Annotated in this window: 19 protein-coding genes; 7 read left to right on the forward strand and 12 right to left on the reverse strand. The window is 64.1% G+C overall.

From position 1 onward, the window contains the following. Nucleotides 1–124: 124 nt before the first annotated feature. Together NKH05_RS24775 and NKH05_RS24780 are read left to right on the forward strand one after the other, a co-directional pair. Nucleotides 125–871: an SDR family NAD(P)-dependent oxidoreductase gene (locus NKH05_RS24775; RefSeq protein WP_352483501.1), complete on the forward strand. Its 747-nt coding sequence runs from the start codon at nucleotides 125–127 to the stop codon at nucleotides 869–871. A gap of 41 nt (nucleotides 872–912) precedes the next feature. Next, nucleotides 913–1938 (forward strand): RNA polymerase subunit sigma-70, encoded by a 1026-nt coding sequence (locus tag NKH05_RS24780; protein ID WP_353026279.1) that lies wholly within the window; start codon nucleotides 913–915, stop codon nucleotides 1936–1938. An 18-nt stretch (nucleotides 1939–1956) separates the two neighbouring features. On the opposite strand, the gene NKH05_RS24785 is transcribed toward NKH05_RS24780, so the two are convergent. The 3 genes from NKH05_RS24785 to NKH05_RS24795 all read right to left on the reverse strand — a co-directional run bounded on the left by NKH05_RS24785 (nucleotide 1957) and on the right by NKH05_RS24795 (nucleotide 5573). Then, nucleotides 1957–2763, reverse strand: a complete 807-nt coding sequence (locus NKH05_RS24785) for a DUF1194 domain-containing protein (RefSeq protein ID WP_352483499.1) — start codon at nucleotides 2761–2763, stop codon at nucleotides 1957–1959. A 76-nt stretch (nucleotides 2764–2839) separates the two neighbouring features. Next, nucleotides 2840–4672 carry an ABC transporter ATP-binding protein/permease gene (locus tag NKH05_RS24790; protein WP_023721115.1) on the reverse strand — a complete coding sequence of 611 codons (1833 nt, stop codon included), beginning with the start codon at nucleotides 4670–4672 and terminating at the stop codon, nucleotides 2840–2842. 130 nt (nucleotides 4673–4802) lie between these two features. Beyond that, nucleotides 4803–5573, reverse strand: coding sequence for a class I SAM-dependent methyltransferase (locus NKH05_RS24795; RefSeq protein ID WP_352483498.1), 771 nt, complete (start codon nucleotides 5571–5573; stop codon nucleotides 4803–4805). Between the two features lie 98 nt (nucleotides 5574–5671). Here NKH05_RS24795 and gloB point away from each other — a divergent pair, with 98 nt between their 5' ends. Both gloB and NKH05_RS24805 read left to right on the forward strand, forming a co-directional pair. Then, the gene (gene gloB / locus NKH05_RS24800; protein WP_353026281.1) at nucleotides 5672–6439 is read left to right on the forward strand and encodes a hydroxyacylglutathione hydrolase; all 768 of its coding nucleotides are present in this window, start codon (nucleotides 5672–5674) and stop codon (nucleotides 6437–6439) included. A 20-nt stretch (nucleotides 6440–6459) separates the two neighbouring features. Further along, nucleotides 6460–6888: a cupin domain-containing protein gene (locus tag NKH05_RS24805; protein ID WP_352483497.1), complete on the forward strand. Its 429-nt coding sequence runs from the start codon at nucleotides 6460–6462 to the stop codon at nucleotides 6886–6888. A 170-nt stretch (nucleotides 6889–7058) separates the two neighbouring features. Here NKH05_RS24805 and NKH05_RS24810 read toward each other — a convergent pair whose 3' ends face one another. The 5 genes from NKH05_RS24810 to NKH05_RS24830 all read right to left on the reverse strand — a co-directional run bounded on the left by NKH05_RS24810 (nucleotide 7059) and on the right by NKH05_RS24830 (nucleotide 10604). Beyond that, complete coding sequence (locus NKH05_RS24810) at nucleotides 7059–7658, reverse strand: short chain dehydrogenase (RefSeq protein ID WP_352856980.1); 600 nt, start codon at nucleotides 7656–7658, stop codon at nucleotides 7059–7061. Next, nucleotides 7655–8017, reverse strand: coding sequence for a MerR family transcriptional regulator (locus NKH05_RS24815; RefSeq protein ID WP_352495627.1), 363 nt, complete (start codon nucleotides 8015–8017; stop codon nucleotides 7655–7657). The genes NKH05_RS24810 and NKH05_RS24815 overlap by 4 nt, the downstream gene beginning before the upstream one ends. 181 nt (nucleotides 8018–8198) lie before the next feature. Further along, nucleotides 8199–8867, reverse strand: coding sequence for a lysoplasmalogenase family protein (locus NKH05_RS24820; protein ID WP_352856978.1), 669 nt, complete (start codon nucleotides 8865–8867; stop codon nucleotides 8199–8201). Next, the gene (gene yddG / locus NKH05_RS24825; protein WP_352495629.1) at nucleotides 8867–9772 is read right to left on the reverse strand and encodes an aromatic amino acid exporter YddG; all 906 of its coding nucleotides are present in this window, start codon (nucleotides 9770–9772) and stop codon (nucleotides 8867–8869) included. Before yddG ends, NKH05_RS24820 begins: the two co-directional genes overlap by 1 nt. A 40-nt stretch (nucleotides 9773–9812) precedes the next feature. Beyond that, the gene (locus NKH05_RS24830) at nucleotides 9813–10604 is read right to left on the reverse strand and encodes a DUF3108 domain-containing protein (RefSeq protein ID WP_352495630.1); all 792 of its coding nucleotides are present in this window, start codon (nucleotides 10602–10604) and stop codon (nucleotides 9813–9815) included. Between the two features lie 617 nt (nucleotides 10605–11221). Here NKH05_RS24830 and rpmB point away from each other — a divergent pair. The 3 genes from rpmB (at nucleotide 11222) to NKH05_RS24845 (ending at nucleotide 13036) form a co-directional block, all read left to right on the forward strand. Continuing rightward, nucleotides 11222–11518 carry a 50S ribosomal protein L28 gene (rpmB, locus tag NKH05_RS24835; RefSeq protein ID WP_023721124.1) on the forward strand — a complete coding sequence of 99 codons (297 nt, stop codon included), beginning with the start codon at nucleotides 11222–11224 and terminating at the stop codon, nucleotides 11516–11518. Nucleotides 11519–11600: 82 nt separating this feature from the next. Continuing rightward, nucleotides 11601–12281, forward strand: a complete 681-nt coding sequence (locus tag NKH05_RS24840) for a queuosine precursor transporter (protein ID WP_023721125.1) — start codon at nucleotides 11601–11603, stop codon at nucleotides 12279–12281. An 83-nt stretch (nucleotides 12282–12364) separates the two neighbouring features. Further along, a complete protein-coding gene (locus NKH05_RS24845) occupies nucleotides 12365–13036 on the forward strand; it encodes a spermidine synthase (protein WP_023721126.1) in 672 nt (223 codons plus the stop codon). A gap of 55 nt (nucleotides 13037–13091) precedes the next feature. Here the strand turns inward: NKH05_RS24845 and NKH05_RS24850 are convergent, their stop codons facing one another. The 4 genes from NKH05_RS24850 to cobT form a co-directional block, all read right to left on the reverse strand. Then, nucleotides 13092–13574 carry an SRPBCC family protein gene (locus tag NKH05_RS24850; protein ID WP_352483490.1) on the reverse strand — a complete coding sequence of 161 codons (483 nt, stop codon included), beginning with the start codon at nucleotides 13572–13574 and terminating at the stop codon, nucleotides 13092–13094. After that, complete coding sequence (locus tag NKH05_RS24855; protein ID WP_352483563.1) at nucleotides 13571–13939, reverse strand: ArsR/SmtB family transcription factor; 369 nt, start codon at nucleotides 13937–13939, stop codon at nucleotides 13571–13573. Before NKH05_RS24855 ends, NKH05_RS24850 begins: the two co-directional genes overlap by 4 nt. A 191-nt stretch (nucleotides 13940–14130) precedes the next feature. Continuing rightward, complete coding sequence (locus tag NKH05_RS24860) at nucleotides 14131–15156, reverse strand: esterase-like activity of phytase family protein (RefSeq protein ID WP_352591175.1); 1026 nt, start codon at nucleotides 15154–15156, stop codon at nucleotides 14131–14133. Then, on the reverse strand, nucleotides 15153–17051 hold the full coding sequence (gene cobT, locus NKH05_RS24865) for a cobaltochelatase subunit CobT (RefSeq protein WP_353026284.1): 1899 nt from the start codon (nucleotides 17049–17051) through the stop codon (nucleotides 15153–15155). Before cobT ends, NKH05_RS24860 begins: the two co-directional genes overlap by 4 nt. Nucleotides 17052–17054 lie beyond the last annotated feature (3 nt).

Below are 17054 nucleotides of genomic sequence, written 5' to 3' on the forward strand. Positions count from 1 at the left end.
GGCGCGCCGCTGCCGTCACCTGAAAGATATTTCTGCCTGGCACCGATGATTTCCGCCCACCTGCGCTGTCCTTATCGATGAGCGCGCCTGGATGGTCCGGCGGCCGGGAACAGAGAGGTGATCCATGGGATCGTTGCAAAATCAGAATGTCGTCGTCGTCGGAGGCAGCCGGGGTGTCGGCCGCTCCATTGCGGAGGTCGCCCTCAAGGAGAAAGCGACGGTGCTGGCGGTCGCCCGCGGAAAACAGGCCCTGGCGCAATTTGCCTGGGAGGTCTCCGGCGTGAAGACGCTCGCGATCGATGCGACGGTGGACTCCGCCCCCGATAAGGTCTTCGCCGCGCTTGAGCCGGACGTGCTGGTGATCTGCGCAGGTGCGCTGGCCCCTTCCGCGCCGGTGCATGAACAGAACTGGAAGGCCTTCTCGGCAAATTGGGACACCGACGTCAAGGCGTCGTTCCTGTTTTGCCGGGCTGCTCTGCGCCGTCCGCTCAAGCCGGGAACCCGGATCGTTCTGATCTCCAGCGGCGCGGCCTTGAGCGGTGGGCCACCCAATGCCGGCGGCTATGCCGGCGCAAAACGCATGCAGATGTTCCTGGCCGGTCATAGCCAGAAGGAGTCGGACCGGCTTGGCCTCGGCCTGCGCTTCATGGCGCTCGCGCCGATGCGGATCATGCCGGAGACCGGCGTGGGCAAGGCCGGCGTCGACAGCATCGCGGCCTATATGGGCATCCAGCCGGCGGACTTCATCGCCGCCATGACCGACATGCAGACGCCGGCCGATGTCGGACGGGCGGTGGTCGCACTCGCCACCGGCCAGCCGCAAGGCAGTTCCTTCATGGTGAGCGGGAGCGGGCTTGCCCCGGCCGCCTGAGGCGCGCGTAATGCAAACCTGACCCGGAACCCGAAAGTAGCATGACAGACGCTCAACCACCTCTGGAACCGGCACGCCAGCCGATCCTCGATCGGCTGGCCTTCGAGAAGGTCACGGCCGCGCATCGCCGCGAGCTCAAGCTGCATTGCTATCGCATGATGGGTTCGCTGCACGAGGCCGACGACCTCGTCCAGGACACGTTGCTTCGCGCCTGGCGCGCAAGGTCGGAGTTCGACGGGCGGGGTTCGGTTCGCGGTTGGCTCTATATGATCGCGACCAATGCTTGCCTTAACGCCATCAAGGCGAGGTCGAGGGCGCGTCGCATTCTCCGGGAACCCGGACGGCCGCCGTCGCACGGGGCGGCCATAGGCGGGCCCGTAGCTGACGTCGCGTGGCTGGAGCCCTACCCCGACGCCGAGCTTCCAGACATTGCCGGCAGCGAGCCAGGTCCGGAAGCCCGTTACGAGAGCCGCGAGGCCGTCCAGCTCGCCTTCGTCGCCGCTATCCAGGATCTGCCGCCCAGGCAGCGCGCCGCGCTGCTGCTTGCCGACGTCCTGGGATGGTCGGCCGTCGAGACGGCGCGTTTGCTGGGCGGATCGACGGCTTCGATCAACAGCGCGTTGCAGCGCGCCCGCGCAACGCTGGCGGCGCGCTATCCTGGCGGACGGCCGGCCAGCCGATCACGGCCCAACGCCGAAGAAGGCCTGCTGCTCGAACGTTACATGCAGGCCTGGCAGGCCGCCAATCTCGAAGGTTTGATCGAGCTCCTGCGTGAGGACGCCATCTATACCATGCCGCCTTGGCGCGAATGGTATCAAGGCCGCGAAGCGATCCGCGGTTTCTTCGAGACCGTCTGGCCGAGGTTCGGCGGCTTCCGCACGCTGGCCACCGCGGCCAATGGCCAACCGGCGGTCGGGGTCTATTCCCGCAGCCACGATGACCCGGCGTGGCGGGCCCATTCCCTGCATGTGTTCGAGCCAGCCGAGGGCGGGATCGCTTCCTTGACGATCTTCATAGGGCCGCTCGGCCCCAGCCTGTTCCCGGCCTTCGGCCTGCCACCGGCCTAGCTTACCCCCTAGCAAGCCTTACCGGTCGAGTTCCGGGAAATACGGGTCGGAGAAAAACCGCCGGTCGCGCTCGCCTTGCAGGCAGTCGATCGGTGCGTCGGTGCGGATCGTCCTCGGATCCTCCTTGGGATACTCGACGCCGCTGACCTCGAGGATCAGTTTGCGGCGAGTGGCGGTGGCGAATTCGGAAACCGCGTAGATCGGTAGCACGAACGAGCCCGGTCCGCCGGTGACGCATTCGGCATAATACCGGTCGAGATGGCTGAAGGTCGGTGACGGGCTGATCAGGATCGGCAACCCGTTGATGACGATGCCCTTCGCCAGCGCCGCATCGCGTGCCGTTGTGACCGGCAAGCCGGTGTTGTTTGGGCCATCGCCAGAGACGTCGATGACGCGGCGTTTGGCCACGAAGGCCGTGCCATCGAAAAGCTCGGCGCCGAAGGCCACGGCACCGGAAATAGAGGTGCCGCGAAAGCTCCTGAACGGGCGGGCCGCGATCTTGTCGGCGAAAGCGTTGGCGCTCTCCTTGCTGTCGATGACGTGCCAGGCAATGACCGCATCGTCGCGGATGGTGCCGGCCCATTCGAAATAGGCGATGGCGATGCGGCCGGAAGGGCCGGTACGCACGGCATTGATGAAGTCGGGATGTCGCAGCGCCGCGACATAGCCGGCGCGCTGCAGGGCAAACTCCCTTTCATCCATCGACTGCGAGATGTCGACGGCCAGCACCAGCTCGACGTCGACGGCAATGGCATTGGCGGGCGCGGCCACAGGTGCTGCCGGGGCACAGGCAAGGCAGGCGAGCAGGGCGAGAGCGTCAAGCATGGCCGATCGGAACGTTCCCATCTGAAACGATCGCGATAGTTTTTCGCCGCGATCGCGGCGAAATAAAGCTTGGCTTCTATTTCTTTCGGCGAGCCGAGGCGATAATCGGGGGCGGTTCGATGGCGCCTGCCCTGACACGGGCCGGCTTGAGGGGCGGTTGGCCGGCATCCTTGACGATGGTCAACGCTCGCGGGAAGAAGCGGGTATTGTGCTGGCCGCGGCCGATATTGAGGATCGCGGCGTCGGGAAGGCGCTTGTCCAGCATCGACAGCACTTGCCTCAGCGTCGCGCCGTCGAACGCGTCCAGCGCCTCGTCGATGATCACCCATTTCGGCCGTCGCAAGGCGAGCCTGGCAAAGGCCAGCAGACGCTGCTCGTCGTCGCTGAGCTCACGCTCCCAGCGCGCCGAGTGATCGAGCGAGGACGACAGGCGTTGCAGCCCGACATCGGCCAGCACCTCCGAAATCTCGGCATCGCTCGCCTCCGCCGCGCCGTCTGAATGGTTGAGCACCTCGCGCAGCCTGCCGAGCGGGAAATAGGGAGTACGCGGAACGAAGATCGGCGCTTCTCCGGCCGGCATGCCGATCCGGCCGCTGCCCCATGGCCACAGACCGGCAATGGCGCGGAAGAAAAGCGTCTTGCCGGCGCCCGGATCTCCGGTGATCATGACGCGGTCGCCGGCGCGGATTTCGACATGCGGCTCGGCAAGCTTGGTGCATCCGTCCGGCGAGGCAATCTCGAGCTTCTCGAATGTCAGGCTGCCGTCGGGATTTTCGCCGAACGAAATGCGCCTTTCCGTATCGTGCAGCGCGTCGGTGTCGCCGAGCGCGATGCGGAAGTCGGCGACCCGCATCAGCGTGGCGCGCCAATCGGCGATGCCGCCGATATTGTTGATGAACCAGCGCAGCGAGGAATGGACCTGGTTGAAGGCGCCGACCGCCATCATCAAGCCGCCAAAGCTGATATCGCCGGCAAAATAGACCGGGGAAGCGACGAGGATCGGCGCGACGACAGTGATCCAGCCATAGGTGTCGGTTACCCAGGAAAGATTGATCTGGGCGCTGTAGATGCGCCGCATGGCGCCCAGCACCATGCCAAGGTCGAATTCGAGCCGGCGCCTGGCATCGGCCTCGCCATGCGCAAGCGCGATGGCATCGACATTCTCGTTGACGCGAACCACCGAGGAGCGCAGTTCCGCCTCACGCGTATAGCGATCGTTGTTGAAGCGGATCAGCGGCCGCCCGACCAGCCAGCTCAACCACGAAGCTGTGCCCGCATAGAGGATCGCCGCCCAGACCATGTAACCGGGTATGGCCAGCGAATGGCCGCCTATGTGGAAGACGAAGCCGGAAGACAGCGACCACAAGACGCCAACGAACGAGGCAAGCAGGATGCAGGACTGCAGCAGGCCGATGCCGAGACCGGTCGAAAGGTCGGAGAGATGCCCGGCATCCTGCTGCAGGCGCTGGTCGGGATTGACGCCGATGGCGCCGGCATGGGTCAGCCGGAAGGCACGCGCCGGCCGCATCCATTCGCCGATCAGGTCGAGCGTCAGCGCCTCGCGCAGCTTCAGGCGAAGCATCTGGTCGAGCCAGGTCTGGCTGACATTGAGCACCACAAGCCCGCCGGCGATGCCGGCGAAGACCAGAAGCTGATGCAGGAAAGCCGGCATGTCGCGCCGCGCCAGCGCGTCGTAGAAAGGCTGGTTCCAGCGATTGAGCAGAACCTGCCCGATCGAGCTCGCCACGATGACGGCGACGATGCCGATCGCTGCCCAAAGCAATTGTTTTCGCACTGGCGAGGTGGTCAGCGCCAATTTGATTGTTGCCAGCTGCTCACGCAGGCTGCTGGCTTCGATCGACGTGGCAAGCTTCTGGGCGCTGGGCTCGACATCCGGATGATCAGCCATGAGTGGATCCTTGCATTCGGAAGCGGTGCTAAACCCCGGTCATAGGATCGACCGCATATGCCTTCAATCGGGCAGCGAACCCGTCCGCGACAGATAGGTGAGAAAAAGCCTGCGTCGGATCACGAACGCGTCATCCTGGCGACGCCGGACGTTCGGCCCCCGACAGCCGGCCAAGCGTCGGCGCGCCATGCGGCGAGAGAACCGGCACGAAGACGCGGCGGGAGGCGCGCTGCGCCACCGGGACGCCCTGATAGAGCCGCTTCTGCGCCTCGACAACGATGACGCCCGAAAAGATCGGCCAGAAGCGCCGGCCGGCACGCTCCAGCACATTGTGGAACTGCATCATGAAACGTCGCGGCGACGGCGGAAAGAACAGCGCATCGGACCACGCCGCCGGCGTGAAATTCGCTTCGCGCAGCAATTCGGTCAGCTGGCCGCGCGAGAACGGCCGGCCATTGCCGAAAGGCGTATGCTCGAAGCGCGCCCAGACGCCGCGCCGGTTGGGCACGACGATGACGACACGGCCGGCCGGCGACAGCACCCGCCAGATCTCGTTCAGCGTCTCGCGCGGGTTCTCGACATGTTCGAGCGAATGGACGAGCAGCATGCGGTCGATACAGGAATCGACCAGCGGCAGCTCCTCGTCGAAGACCAGGGCGGTCGCCGTCGGCCCCGTCGCCGGCCAGACCACCGCGCCCTGCGTCGCCGGCATGAAGGCAAAGACGCGCTCGGCATCGCTGCCGAAGCGCTCCAGCCATGGCAAGGTGTAGCCGAGGCCGACCAGCCGCTCGTTGGGCACAACAGCCCATAGCGAGGACAGCGCCATGGTGATCGAGCGTTCGGCCAGGCGCCCGAGCGTGGTCGAATAGAAGGAACGGAGGTCGACAATATCTGAATGCATGGGCGGAACGGTAGCTTCGAAGCAGTCCAAGTTCAACAAAGGCAGATGACATCGGCTGGCAGGCGCCCTATGTCTGCGCCTGTAAACGGAGAGATATGATGCCGGTCGAGATCGAACAATTCATGTGCCGCAGCGACAATTTCGGCGTGCTGGTGCATGACCCCAAAAGCGGCCAGACGGCGCTCATCGACGCACCAGAAGAGGCGCCGATCCTGGCCGCCATCAAGCGCACCGGCTGGACACCGACGATGATCCTGACCACCCACCACCATCTCGACCACGTCGAGGCCAATCTGGCGCTGAAGGAGCTTTTCAAGCTGCGCATCGTCGGGCCGGAAGCCGAAAAGGCAAAGATTCCCGGCATCGACGAAACCGTCGAGCAAGGCTCGGTCGTCCACCTCGGCGATGAGCGGATCGAGGTCATCGCCACACCCGGCCACACCGCAGGCCATGTCACCTATCACCTGCCGGCGTCAAAAGTGGCATTCGCCGCGGATACGCTGTTTGCGCTCGGCTGTGGGCGGCTGCTCGAATGCAAGCCGCCGGTGATGTACGAATCCCTGAAAAAGCTCGCAGCGCTGCCGGCCGAGACGGTCGTCTATTGCGGACATGAGTATACGCTGGCCAACGCCCGTTTCGCGCTGACCGTCGACCCGACCAATTCGGCGCTGAAAGAGCGTGCCGCCAAGATCGAGGCGCTGCGCGCCGACGGCAAGCCGACGCTGCCGACGACGATCGGCGAGGAACTGTCGACCAATCCGTTCCTGCGCTGGCACGATCCGGCGATCCGCAGGCATCTCGGCCTGGAAAAGGCCTCCGACGCCGAAGTGTTCGCCGAGATCCGCAAGCGCAAGGACAATTTCTGAGCGGCACCAGGAGCTAGGGCATGACCAGTTCCGCCGAAATCATCGCCCTGCTCGGCCTGAAGCCGCATCCGGAAGGCGGCTGGTATGCCGAAACCTTTCGCGACGGCGCGGCAGGCACGCGCGGCCATTCGACGGCGATCTATTTCCTTCTGGAGAAGGACCAATTGTCGGCCTGGCACCGGGTCAAGGACGCGGCCGAGGTTTGGCACTTCTATGACGGTGCGCCGCTGGCGCTGTCGATACATCGAGAAGGCGGTCCCGTCATCGAGGAGATCCTTGGCACGGCGCTTGCCGCAGGCGAGCGGCCGCAGATCGTCGTGCCGGCAGGCTGGTGGCAGTCGGCACGCAGCCTCGGCGAATGGACGCTGGTCGGCTGCACCGTGGCGCCGGGCTTCGATTTCGCCGCCTTCGAATTGGCCGAACCAGGCTGGCTGCCGGGCACGCCGTAGTGGTGAAGACCTGACGCTTGGTACCCAACGACAACAGCCGCTCAGGATGGAAAGCCGTCGTTCAGGTTGTCGCAAGAGTCACTCTCGAACCTCCAAAATTTTGCAACGGAAACTACCCTTGATATTCAGGGGGCGACCAATATGTCCCAACACTTAGGATTTCTGCGAAACTACCCGACGATGATCACTTGGCCGGTGATGGCCCCTTCCACGCTCTTCGCATAGGCGAGCCCCACCCGTTTCGACGAAACGGGCTCGTGACTGGGGAACCACTCGCCATATCTCGGCACGGACACGTCCAGAAGTCCGGGACTCACAACATTGATGCGAAGACCGCGCGGCATCTCGATCGCCGCACCAAGGACAAAACCGCCGAGCGCGCCGTTCGCTGTTGCCGCCCCTGTTCCCATCCGAATGGGATCGCGGTCGAGCACTCCGCTAGTCAGTGTGAACGAGCCGCCATCGCTGACAGTGGCCAACCCTGCCAACACCAGATTGACCTGGCCCATGACCTTATGGCGCAGGCCAAGCATAAACGTCTCTTCGGTGTACTTGCCAAGCGGCCCGAAATGGACATTGCCTGCGGTAGAGATGACGGCATCCACTTTGCCACATTTGGCGTACATGGCATCGAGCGATGCGCGGTCAGCCATATCAACCTGAAAGTCGCCACTAGAGCGGCTGGCCTTGATGATCGCGTGGCGGGAACCCAACTCGTCGCAAACCGCTTTGCCGATGTCACCTTCCGCGCCGACGACAATAATTCTCATGATATTTCTTCTGCCATCTCGTCATATCGTTTGAGCTTGTAGGCAAGGAGTTCGGCGCAGCCATCCAACGCAGCTCGCCGCTTGTCCAGATGCGCTGCGTGATCAAGAAGAACCGCTTTCCGTTCGGGCAGAGTCTCGCTGCCCCGCTGATAAAGCCGCGCAAAGTATCGCATCTGCTCCATGGGCATACCTGTCTCGCGCAGCGAGGACAGGAGTATTAGCCATTCGACATTCTCTGCCGAGAAGTCCCGCCTCCCGTCACGTCCTCGCCTGACCTTCGGAAGCAAACCCAATTTTTCATAATAGCGGATAGTGTCGATACCCAGTCCGCTTGTAGCTGCCGCCTCCGAAATGCGCATGTGTCGCCTACCCTGCCGATTGTGCGCTAGGCTACCAAGCTGGAGCAGCTCTAGGTCAAGCGAGAATTTTTACCCTCTGATCTGACGACCTCGAGGATTGCGTCACAAAGGCTTGCCCATGGGCACCAAGCGTCGGATCTTTCGCCGTTTGCAGGCCGGCATCATCTGAATATCGACATTCCTAGCCTAAAACGAAACCCAGGGTGATCGCCAGCTGGCCGGCGTAATACAGCGCCCAGACCGCATGGCGCATCCAGGCACGGTGCGGCGAGATGGCGGGCAGCAGGAACTTTTCCGCGGCAAGCAGCCCGTCGGACAATATGAGCAGGGCGACGCCACCGATGACCCAGGCACTACTCAGGGTAAGCGCGCCAATGCCCATGGCGAGGATTGCCGCCACACGAAGGCCTATCGGCAGGCGCAGTGCCGGGCCGACGCGGCGCCGGAGCGCGAAAATCATCGCCAGCGCCAACACGACCATCGCCAGCACGATCGCTGCCCGCCACGGCTCGGCCAAAAGCAGCCCGAGGCCGCCGCCGGCACGCAGGAACAGCACGACGTAAAGCACATGCGCGGCAAGAAAACTGGCCGCGCCGCCAAGAAATGCCTTCTCGCCGTCGCGCGACAGGAAGGCGTCGCCGACGGCGCTGACGCCCAGTGCGGCGACGAGCAGCCATGGGCCGCTCTGCTGCACGACCAGCACCGCCAGCATCGCCACCGCCAATGTCCTTGCCGCCGACCGCGAAAGACGCGGCGGCATGCCGAGGCTGAACGCATAGATCACCGCCGCCGCCAATGAAAACAGCAGCGTCGCATTGGCATTGGCATCGATGCCGCCGGGAAACGGCATCAAGCGTTTGCCTCGCTCGTGGCCCTCTTGCGCAGCAACAGCGATTTCGCCGCCAGTGCCGCGCCGCCGGTGATCAGCACGCAGGCGGCGAGGATGCGCCATGACGGCTCGGCGAAGCCGGCGGCGATCAGCACCAGTGTCGACAGCAGCGGCGCGGCGTAGCTTGCCGCCCCCAGCACCTGGATGTTGCCGCGCTTGACACCGATGTCCCAGGCATAGAACGCCGCCCCTACCGGCATCAGACCGAGGCCGAGCACGGCCAGCCACTGGCCGGCGCCGTTGGGCAGCACCGTTTCTTCCAGCAACAGATGGCAGACGAGCGAAAGTGCCGCCGTGGCGGCGCAGAACCAGGTGACGATGCTGGTCGGCACCGACGGGAAGCGCCGCGATAACAGCGAATAGGACGACCACAACACGGCACAGACGGCGGCCATCGCATAGCCGAAGGCATAACGTGCATCGAAGGCAAGTCCGCCGCCCTTGGTGACGATCAGGACCGTGCCGGCAAGGCCGAGCAGCGCGCCGACGATATGGTTCCAGGCCAGCCGCTCGCCAGGCATCAGCGCCGATCCCAGCACGATCAGCAGCGGCCACAGATAGGCGATAAGGCTGGCCTCGACGGCCGGCGCATTGCGCAGCGCGGTGAAGTAGAAGAAGTGGTAGCCGAACAGGCCGGCAATGCCGATCACCCAGACTTTGCGTGGTATTTTGACTTGGCGCGGTATCTTCGCGGCGCCATCGGCTGCCGGCATGAACAGCCGGGCAACCAGGCCGACGCAGGTGCCGATCGTAAAGGTGATTGCCGAAAGCAGGAACGGCGGCACCGAACCCGAAGCATCCGTAAACAGCGCCAGCAGCGCCCACATGGCGACCGCGGAGAAGCCGATCAGTGTTGCGCGCGCCATACCCGTCGCCCCGTGGCCCATTGGCGGCGCACCATCACGCCTATTCGTCTGCTTCGAACCGCTCCGCGCTGACCGTCAACGGGCCGATTTGCGTGCTGACCGTGGCGCGGATCGGCGCATATACGCCGCTTTGGCCGACCGGTGCAAACGTCACCATGATGCGGCTGCGTTTCTTCAGGTAGTTCAGCGCCTTGCGGTTCTTGCGGTAGCCGGCCACCGGCTCGAAACCCAGCCTGCAGGTGACCGTATCGCCCTCGTAGCCGGCCACCGAGATCGACCCTTTCGACTCGTAGGTCAGTTTCAGATCGGCACGCATTTCGCCGTCATAGAGCTTCACCGTGCGCCCGCAGACCTGGTCGAGGCTGTCGGCATGGATGACGGTCGCGGCCATCGGATCGAGGACGGATACGAGATCGCTGCCGACCAGCGGTATCCAATTCTCGGGATTGCGCTTCTTTGGCTCAGGCACGACCTTGGTCGAGGTGACCACGCCGTTGGCAAACTGGATGTCGATCATCGACGCCTTCTTGCCGGACGTGTAGTCGGCGCGAAACGCCTGCGGCTGCAACTGCTTGCCCGAAATCTTGCCCTTCGATGAGATCGTGCCTCGCGTATCGTCGAACAATGTGGCGAGCCCGGCGCTGGAGACGCTGCCCTCGATCGAATAGGTGTCGCCCTCGTAATGGCTGGAGAATTTCGCCTTGGCCACGGAAAGGCCGAGGAACGACACCGAATACTCGCCCGTGAAGGATTGCGGCTCGGCGGCCGAAACCGTCGTCGACAGCGCGACGGCGAACAGCACGACCAGGGCATGGAGGAAAGAACGAGGCATGGCGGGTCCTTGATTGTCGACCGGAGACGGGCGATCTGGCATGTCCCTGTGTGACCGCTTATAGGCTGAATTCCGGCCTTAATGTGAAGGCGGCGTCGGCAGGGAACGCTGGGGCTGGTCGGTGGGAGGTGACGGAAGCCAGAAATGAAAAACCCGCCTCGGCGGGCGGGTCGTCGGCGCGAATCAGCACCATACCCAAATTAGTAGCATAGCTGCCGGCACAAAGCAAGAACAAAATGTGGCGCTCGATGAATTTGTCGGTCTCCCCCTTGCGGAGGAGATGCCCGGCAGGGCAGAGGGGGTGGGAAGGATCGCCAAGATCCAGCTTATCCTCCCAGTGCCGAGAGTTTTGGCTGCAACGGAGCTAAGTCGGAGGGACAGCACCCCCTCTGGCCTGCCGGCCATCTCCCCCGCAAGCGGGGAGATCGGCAGCTTCGCCACTGGTGCTCATCTCTTGAAGGTGCAATTCCCTCTCCCGAACCAACCCCAAGCTTGACGCATCGGCGAAATGCAACTATGGAACGCCAACTTTTTCCATAAGGCCGCCTGACCGAAACCGCGCGCCACCCGGCGCGGGTCGAATGTTTGGCTAGGACCGAGAACCGAAGGTTAGTATCATGTCCCGCACCTGCGAACTCACTGCCAAGGCAGTCATGTCCGGCAACAATGTGAGCCACGCCAACAACAAGACCAAGCGTCGCTTCCTGCCCAATCTCGTCAATGTGACGCTGATCTCTGAAGCGCTGAACCAGAATGTGCGCCTGCGCATTTCGGCCAACGCGCTGCGTTCGGTCGAGCATCGCGGCGGCCTCGATGCCTTCCTGGCCAAGGCCGATGCCAAGCAATTGTCGCAGCGCGCCCGCCTGTTGAAGAAGCAGATCGCCAAGAAGCTCGCCGAACAGCCGGCCGCCTGAATTTTTCGGCGGCAGCCGCCTTCCAGGGCGTGATCCGAACTCCGGATCGCGTTCCGCTGGTTCCATTACCCAGGATAAAAAAATGATTTTCCTCTCGCGATACCTGCCCTTCGTGGCCGCCATGGCGCTCGTCGTCGTGGCCTCGAACATCCTCGTGCAGTTTCCGATGCAGGGCGCAATCGGCGGGTTGTCGCTGGCCGACATCCTGACCTGGGGCGCCTTCACCTATCCGTTCTCCTTCCTGGTCACCGATCTCGCCAATCGTCGCTACGGCCCGGCGGTGGCGCGCAGGATCGTCTTTGTCGGGTTCATGACAGCGGTGGTCTGCTCGATCGTCATCCCGCCCTTGCTGTTTCGCCACGGCCTGATCGAATTCGAGACCGCCGCCGACCGGCTGGTGCGTATTGCCGCGGCGTCGGGTGCGGCCTTCCTCACCGCGCAATTGCTCGACGTCACCGTGTTCAACCGACTGCGCCGGCAGAGCTGGTGGCGCGCGCCGATCGTCGGCACGCTGGTCGGCTCCGTTTTCGATACGGTTGTGTTTTTCACCGTCGCCTTCGCGGCGGCTTTCGCCTTCGCCGGGCCGAACGATGGCTTTGCGCTGGAGACCGCACCGCTCATGGGCATGCTGCCAGTCGAGACGATGCGCTGGATATCCTGGGCGCTCGGCGATCTCAGCGTCAAGCTGATCATAGCGGTGGTAGCGCTGATCCCTTACCGGCTGCTTGCCGCCCGCTGGAGCCAGCCGGCACTGGCGGCATAGAGCATGATCCCGAACCGAAGGTCCGCGTTAGCGAAAAGTGGGAACCGGTTTTCGGACAAGATCATGCTCAAAGACTATCGAGCATGATCCCCTGGCTTCAGCTGGACTCGGCAAAAACGCCTGACGGCGGACAGGAGCTTCGCCTGAAACGGCGCGGCGGCGAATTCTCGATCATGCTTGGCGCCAACGAGCTGATGAACAGTCGGCTCAGCGGTTCCGAAGAGGCGCTGGCCAAACTGTCCCGTCAAAGGATTGCCGGCCGCCGGAACCCAAGCATCCTGATCGGCGGCCTGGGCATGGGCTTTACCTTGCGCGCGGCGCTGGCCGAGCTCGGCGACGATGCGCAGGTCACTGTTGCCGAACTGGTGCCGGCAGTCGTGACATGGGCGCGCGGCCCGATGGCCGAGGTTTTCGACGGTTGCCTTGACGACCGGCGCGTCAGTGTTCACGAGACCGATGTCGGTCAGCTCATCCGTTCGCAAGCATCGGCCTGGGACGCGATCCTGCTCGACGTCGACAACGGTCCCGAGGGCATCGTCTACAAGGCCAACGATGCGCTCTACAGCGGCACCGGCCTCAACGCCGCACGCGCCGCGCTCAAGCCCGGCGGTGTGCTGGCGGTCTGGTCGCAGGGCCCTGACGCAGGTTTCACCCGAAGGCTCAAGCAGGCGGGCTTCACGGTCGACGAGGTTAAGGTGCGGGCTCACGGCAAGCGCGGCGCTCGTCACATCGTCTGGCTCGCGAGTAAAGCATAGCGGAAGCAATTCGGGCGGATTGCTGTTTGGGCTCCGCCCGGCATGCCGACACCTACTACTTCGCTTTCTGAAGCTCGGCCGCGAGCGCCTGCAGCAGCCCGCGCGTGCCCTCTTCGCGTCCTTGCGCTGAATCAATGCCATCGAAAAACGCACCCTGTTCGGTATAGGTCAGGCGAGTGCCGTCGCCGGAGGGTGCGAGCTCGACGGTGGTGAGCGACGCCGACAGCGGCTGCGGCCCGACCGCCATCCGGTAGGAAAATACGATGCGTCGGTCAGGGACGATGTCCTGGAACTGCGCATCGAGCCTGATTTCCGGGCCGCCCTGATAGCTGAACCGCGAAACCTCGCCGCCGCCGACATGGAAATCGAAGGTGAACTCGGCGATGGTGAAGCCGTCACCTTCGACGCGCCAGCGCCGCACTGTCGCCTTGTCGGAAAAGGCGAAGAAGACGCGCTCGGGCGATTGCGGATAGGTCCGCTCGATCGTGAAGGTCGAATGGATGACGGAGTGGTCGTTCACGGGCGCAATCTGGTTCATTTCTCTTCGTCCTTTTCCTGGTCGTGGAGTGTTGCGTTCGGTTGGTCAGTCTCCGCCAGAATCTGGCCGAGACGGTCGAGGTGGCGTTCGGCCGGCGTGCGGCGCGCGGCGATCCAGTCGGCGAGCGGGGCGAGCCCGCCGGGCTCGATCCGGCAGGTGCGCACGCGTCCGATTTTTTCGCTGCGGATCAGCCCGCACGCTTCCAGCGCCTGGAGATGCTGGAGCACCGCGGCGAAGGTCATGCCGAACGGCTCCGCCAACTGGCTGACGGTGGCCGGCCCGCGGCCCAGCCTTTCCAGGATTGCCCGCCGCGTCGGCTCGGCAAGAGCCCGCAGGATGCTGTCGATCTCGGAATAGTTAAGCATGGACTTGAGTATTTCGCCGATGACACAAATTGTCAAGCCACAACTAAAGTATTTTTGCAGATGGTGAGAGCCGGTTGGAAACGCGCGACGCGGGTCATTGCGAGGGGAAATCGCCATGGGAAATTGCATGCGCTGCGAAACGGCGCGGAAATGCCAGCATCGCCAACAGCCGATCAATGGCCGATCGCGCGTCAATCCTCGTGCAGGATGAATTCCAGATAGAGGTTGCGCTGCAGGATCGAGTGGTTGTCGTCGGACATCAGCGACACGATCAGCGCGCCGTCGTCGCGGGTCCAGACGTCGAGCGCTTCCATGTTGTCGATCTGGTAATCCATGTCGGCTTCAAGCAGCACCGGCCCGTCGGCGACGGCGCCCTTCTCGACGCTTTCGCCATAGATGCGCCGCAGCCGCATCTTGACGCCGCCGGCCATCGAAAAACTGCGCTCCAGAAGCAACAGGTCGCCATCCGGCAGGAAGGCGCCGTCGGTGATGTCGAAGTCGCCATTGCGCTTGACGGTGAAGACGCCCTTATGCGGCCCTTCGATGATCGCCGCGAAGATGTTACCGGCCTTGTCGAGGCTCTTTTCCGACACCACGACCAGCCCGCCCGCGTGCTGTCCGTAAGGATGGGCGCGGGCGACGGTCTCAAAGCCGCGATTGCGGCGAAGTTCCCAGGCCGGGATCAGGAAGTCCAATTGCTTGAACGGCGCCTTCATGTCGTCCGGATCGATCTTGACCTCTGCGATACGGTGATCGCGCTCGAAGCCGACCGTGGCGATGCCGTCCTGGACCGCGAGGCCTTCGGCATCGACCGCCCATTTCAGGTCGATGGCCTGGCCGGCAGCATCGACCATCTGCTGCATGCGAAAATTCTGAATGCCGGAAGGCCGCTTGTCGGCATCGTGGACAAGGGTGCCGAAGAACCAGAAGCCGGTATCGGCGACGCCGATGAAATCGCTGCCCGGCTTGAGGAACCGAAGCGCCGACAGCGCGCCGAAATCGCGCGTCGGCGAGGTCATTTCGAGCCCGCCGACGAATTCGAGCGGCCCGAACTGTTTGTCCGGCCGGCCGATATGGAATTCGCTGATCGGCCGTGCCGAGATTTCGGCCGGCTCGACCGGGGCCGGCCCGGCAGCGACAGCCGGCGCCAAACTGATGCCTGACAACGCAATGGCGGCCAAAAGCGTCTGCCAAAGGCCGCCGCGGGAAAAAATCATCCGGCGCGCCGCATGCCGCCGCGCCGCGTGTCGCGCACGGTTTCCTCGGCGAACAGCGAGGCCAGTTGCTCGGTCATGGCGCCGGCCAGTTCTTCGGCATCGACGATGGTGACGGCGCGGCGATAGTAGCGGGTGACGTCGTGGCCGATGCCGATGGCCAAAAGCTCGACCGGCGAGCGCGTCTCGATGAGCTCGATGATGGCGCGCAGATGCCGCTCGAGATAATTGCCCGGATTGATCGACAGCGTTGAATCGTCGACCGGCGCGCCGTCCGAGATCATCATCAGGATCTTGCGCTGCTCCGGCCGCGCGATCAGCCGGTTGTGCGCCCAAAGCAGCGCCTCGCCGTCGATGTTTTCCTTGAGCAGGCCCTCGCGCATCATCAGGCCGAGATTGCGGCGCGCCCGCCGCCACGGATGGTCGGCGGATTTATAGATGATGTGGCGCAGATCGTTGAGCCGGCCGGGGTTCGGCGGCTTGCCTTCCTTCAGCCATTTCTCGCGCGCCTGCCCGCCCTTCCAGGCGCGGGTGGTGAAGCCGAGGATTTCGACTGAGACGCCGCAGCGTTCCAGCGTGCGCGCCAGGATGTCGGCGCAGGTCGCCGCGACCGTGATCGGCCGGCCGCGCATCGAACCCGAATTGTCGAGCACCAGCGACACCACCGTGTCGCGGAATTTGGTATCACGCTCCTGCTTGAAGGACAGCGGCTGCATCGGGTCGATGACGACGCGCACCAGCCGTGCCGGATCGAGATAACCTTCTTCGAGGTCGAAATCCCAGGAGCGGTTCTGCTGCGCCATCAGGCGGCGCTGCAACCGGTTGGCCAGCCGCCCGACGACGCCGGACAGGTTGGCGAGCTGCTTGTCGAGGAAGGCGCGCAGCCGGTCGAGTTCCTCCTCCTCGCACAGTTCCTCCGCGCCTACGGTCTCGTCGAAGGCCGTGGTGAAGACCTTGTAGTCGATCTCTTTCGGCAGATTGGTGAAGGGATTGTCGTTGCGGCGCGCCTCGCCGGGCGTCTCCGCGTCGGCGTCGTCATCGTCGGAAAGGTCGTCGGCAGTGGCGTCGGAGGCCTCGGTCTCGGCCGATTGCTCGTCGTCGGACGATGCCTCGGTATCTTCGGACTGCGACTGCTCGGAGCCGGAATCGTCTTCGCCGCCCTCCTCGCTCTGCTCCTCGCCTTGCGGCTGGTTTTCGTCGTTGTCCTCCGAGTCTTCCGTCTCCTGGTCGTCGCCGAGTTCCTCGGCCATTTCCATGGAGGCGAGCATCTCGCGCACGACGCGGGCAAAGGCCTGCTGGTCGTCGAGCTTTGCCGACAGCCCGTCGAGGTCGGCGCTAGCCTTTTCCTCGACCCAAGGCCGCCAGAGATCGACCAGCCGTTCGCCGCTCTTCGGCACAGTGCGGCCGGTCAGCTTTTCGCGCACCATCAGCGCCAGCGCCTCCTCGATCGGCGCGTCGGCCTTGTCCTTGACGTCGACGAGGTTGGCCCGGGCGTATTTGTCTTCGAGCATCGAGCCGATATTGTCGGCAACGCCCTGCATGGCGCGGCTGCCGATCGCCTCGACCCGGGCCTGCTCGACCGCGTCATAGATGGCGCGGGCCTGCTTGCCTTCCGGCGCCAGCCTGGTGTGGATGCGCGCATCATGGCAGGCGCGCTTCAGCGCCATGGAATCGCCGAGCCCCCGGGTGATGGCGATATCGGCTTTCGATGCCTTCTTCGGCAGTTCGGGCAGCCGGGCGCGGCTGCCGGCCAGCGCCGGCCGGTCCTTGGCGAAGCCGACTTCGAGGTCCTTGTCGCCGGCGATGGCGCGCATGCAGACGGTAACCGCGCGCTTGAAGCTGTCGTTCTCAGCGCCGGTCTTGGATTTGTTTCGCGTGTTGTCGCCCGGACCCGCCATCGA

The sequence above is a fragment of the Mesorhizobium sp. M1399 genome, from assembly GCF_040317735.1.
Lineage (GTDB): Bacteria > Pseudomonadota > Alphaproteobacteria > Rhizobiales > Rhizobiaceae > Mesorhizobium.

Bases quoted from the DNA above. Each gene is read 5' to 3' on its own strand.
- NKH05_RS24810 (WP_352856980.1), bottom strand. From the start codon at position 7,658: ATGAGAATTATTGTCGTCGGCGCGGAAGGTGACATCGGCAAAGCGGTT.
- NKH05_RS24790 (WP_023721115.1), bottom strand. From the start codon at position 4,672: ATGGCTGATCATCCGGATGTCGAGCCCAGCGCCCAGAAGCTTGCCACG.
- NKH05_RS24830 (WP_352495630.1), bottom strand. From the start codon at position 10,604: ATGCCTCGTTCTTTCCTCCATGCCCTGGTCGTGCTGTTCGCCGTCGCG.
- NKH05_RS24850 (WP_352483490.1), bottom strand. From the start codon at position 13,574: ATGAACCAGATTGCGCCCGTGAACGACCACTCCGTCATCCATTCGACC.
- NKH05_RS24775 (WP_352483501.1), top strand. From the start codon at position 125: ATGGGATCGTTGCAAAATCAGAATGTCGTCGTCGTCGGAGGCAGCCGG.
- NKH05_RS24795 (WP_352483498.1), bottom strand. From the start codon at position 5,573: ATGCATTCAGATATTGTCGACCTCCGTTCCTTCTATTCGACCACGCTC.
- NKH05_RS24780 (WP_353026279.1), top strand. From the start codon at position 913: ATGACAGACGCTCAACCACCTCTGGAACCGGCACGCCAGCCGATCCTC.
- NKH05_RS24845 (WP_023721126.1), top strand. From the start codon at position 12,365: ATGATCCCCTGGCTTCAGCTGGACTCGGCAAAAACGCCTGACGGCGGA.
- NKH05_RS24855 (WP_352483563.1), bottom strand. From the start codon at position 13,939: ATGCTTAACTATTCCGAGATCGACAGCATCCTGCGGGCTCTTGCCGAG.
- NKH05_RS24805 (WP_352483497.1), top strand. From the start codon at position 6,460: ATGACCAGTTCCGCCGAAATCATCGCCCTGCTCGGCCTGAAGCCGCAT.
- NKH05_RS24840 (WP_023721125.1), top strand. From the start codon at position 11,601: ATGATTTTCCTCTCGCGATACCTGCCCTTCGTGGCCGCCATGGCGCTC.
- yddG (WP_352495629.1), bottom strand. From the start codon at position 9,772: ATGGCGCGCGCAACACTGATCGGCTTCTCCGCGGTCGCCATGTGGGCG.
- NKH05_RS24820 (WP_352856978.1), bottom strand. From the start codon at position 8,867: ATGCCGTTTCCCGGCGGCATCGATGCCAATGCCAATGCGACGCTGCTG.
- NKH05_RS24815 (WP_352495627.1), bottom strand. From the start codon at position 8,017: ATGCGCATTTCGGAGGCGGCAGCTACAAGCGGACTGGGTATCGACACT.
- NKH05_RS24785 (WP_352483499.1), bottom strand. From the start codon at position 2,763: ATGCTTGACGCTCTCGCCCTGCTCGCCTGCCTTGCCTGTGCCCCGGCA.
- rpmB (WP_023721124.1), top strand. From the start codon at position 11,222: ATGTCCCGCACCTGCGAACTCACTGCCAAGGCAGTCATGTCCGGCAAC.
- NKH05_RS24860 (WP_352591175.1), bottom strand. From the start codon at position 15,156: ATGATTTTTTCCCGCGGCGGCCTTTGGCAGACGCTTTTGGCCGCCATT.
- cobT (WP_353026284.1), bottom strand. From the start codon at position 17,051: ATGGCGGGTCCGGGCGACAACACGCGAAACAAATCCAAGACCGGCGCT.
- gloB (WP_353026281.1), top strand. From the start codon at position 5,672: ATGCCGGTCGAGATCGAACAATTCATGTGCCGCAGCGACAATTTCGGC.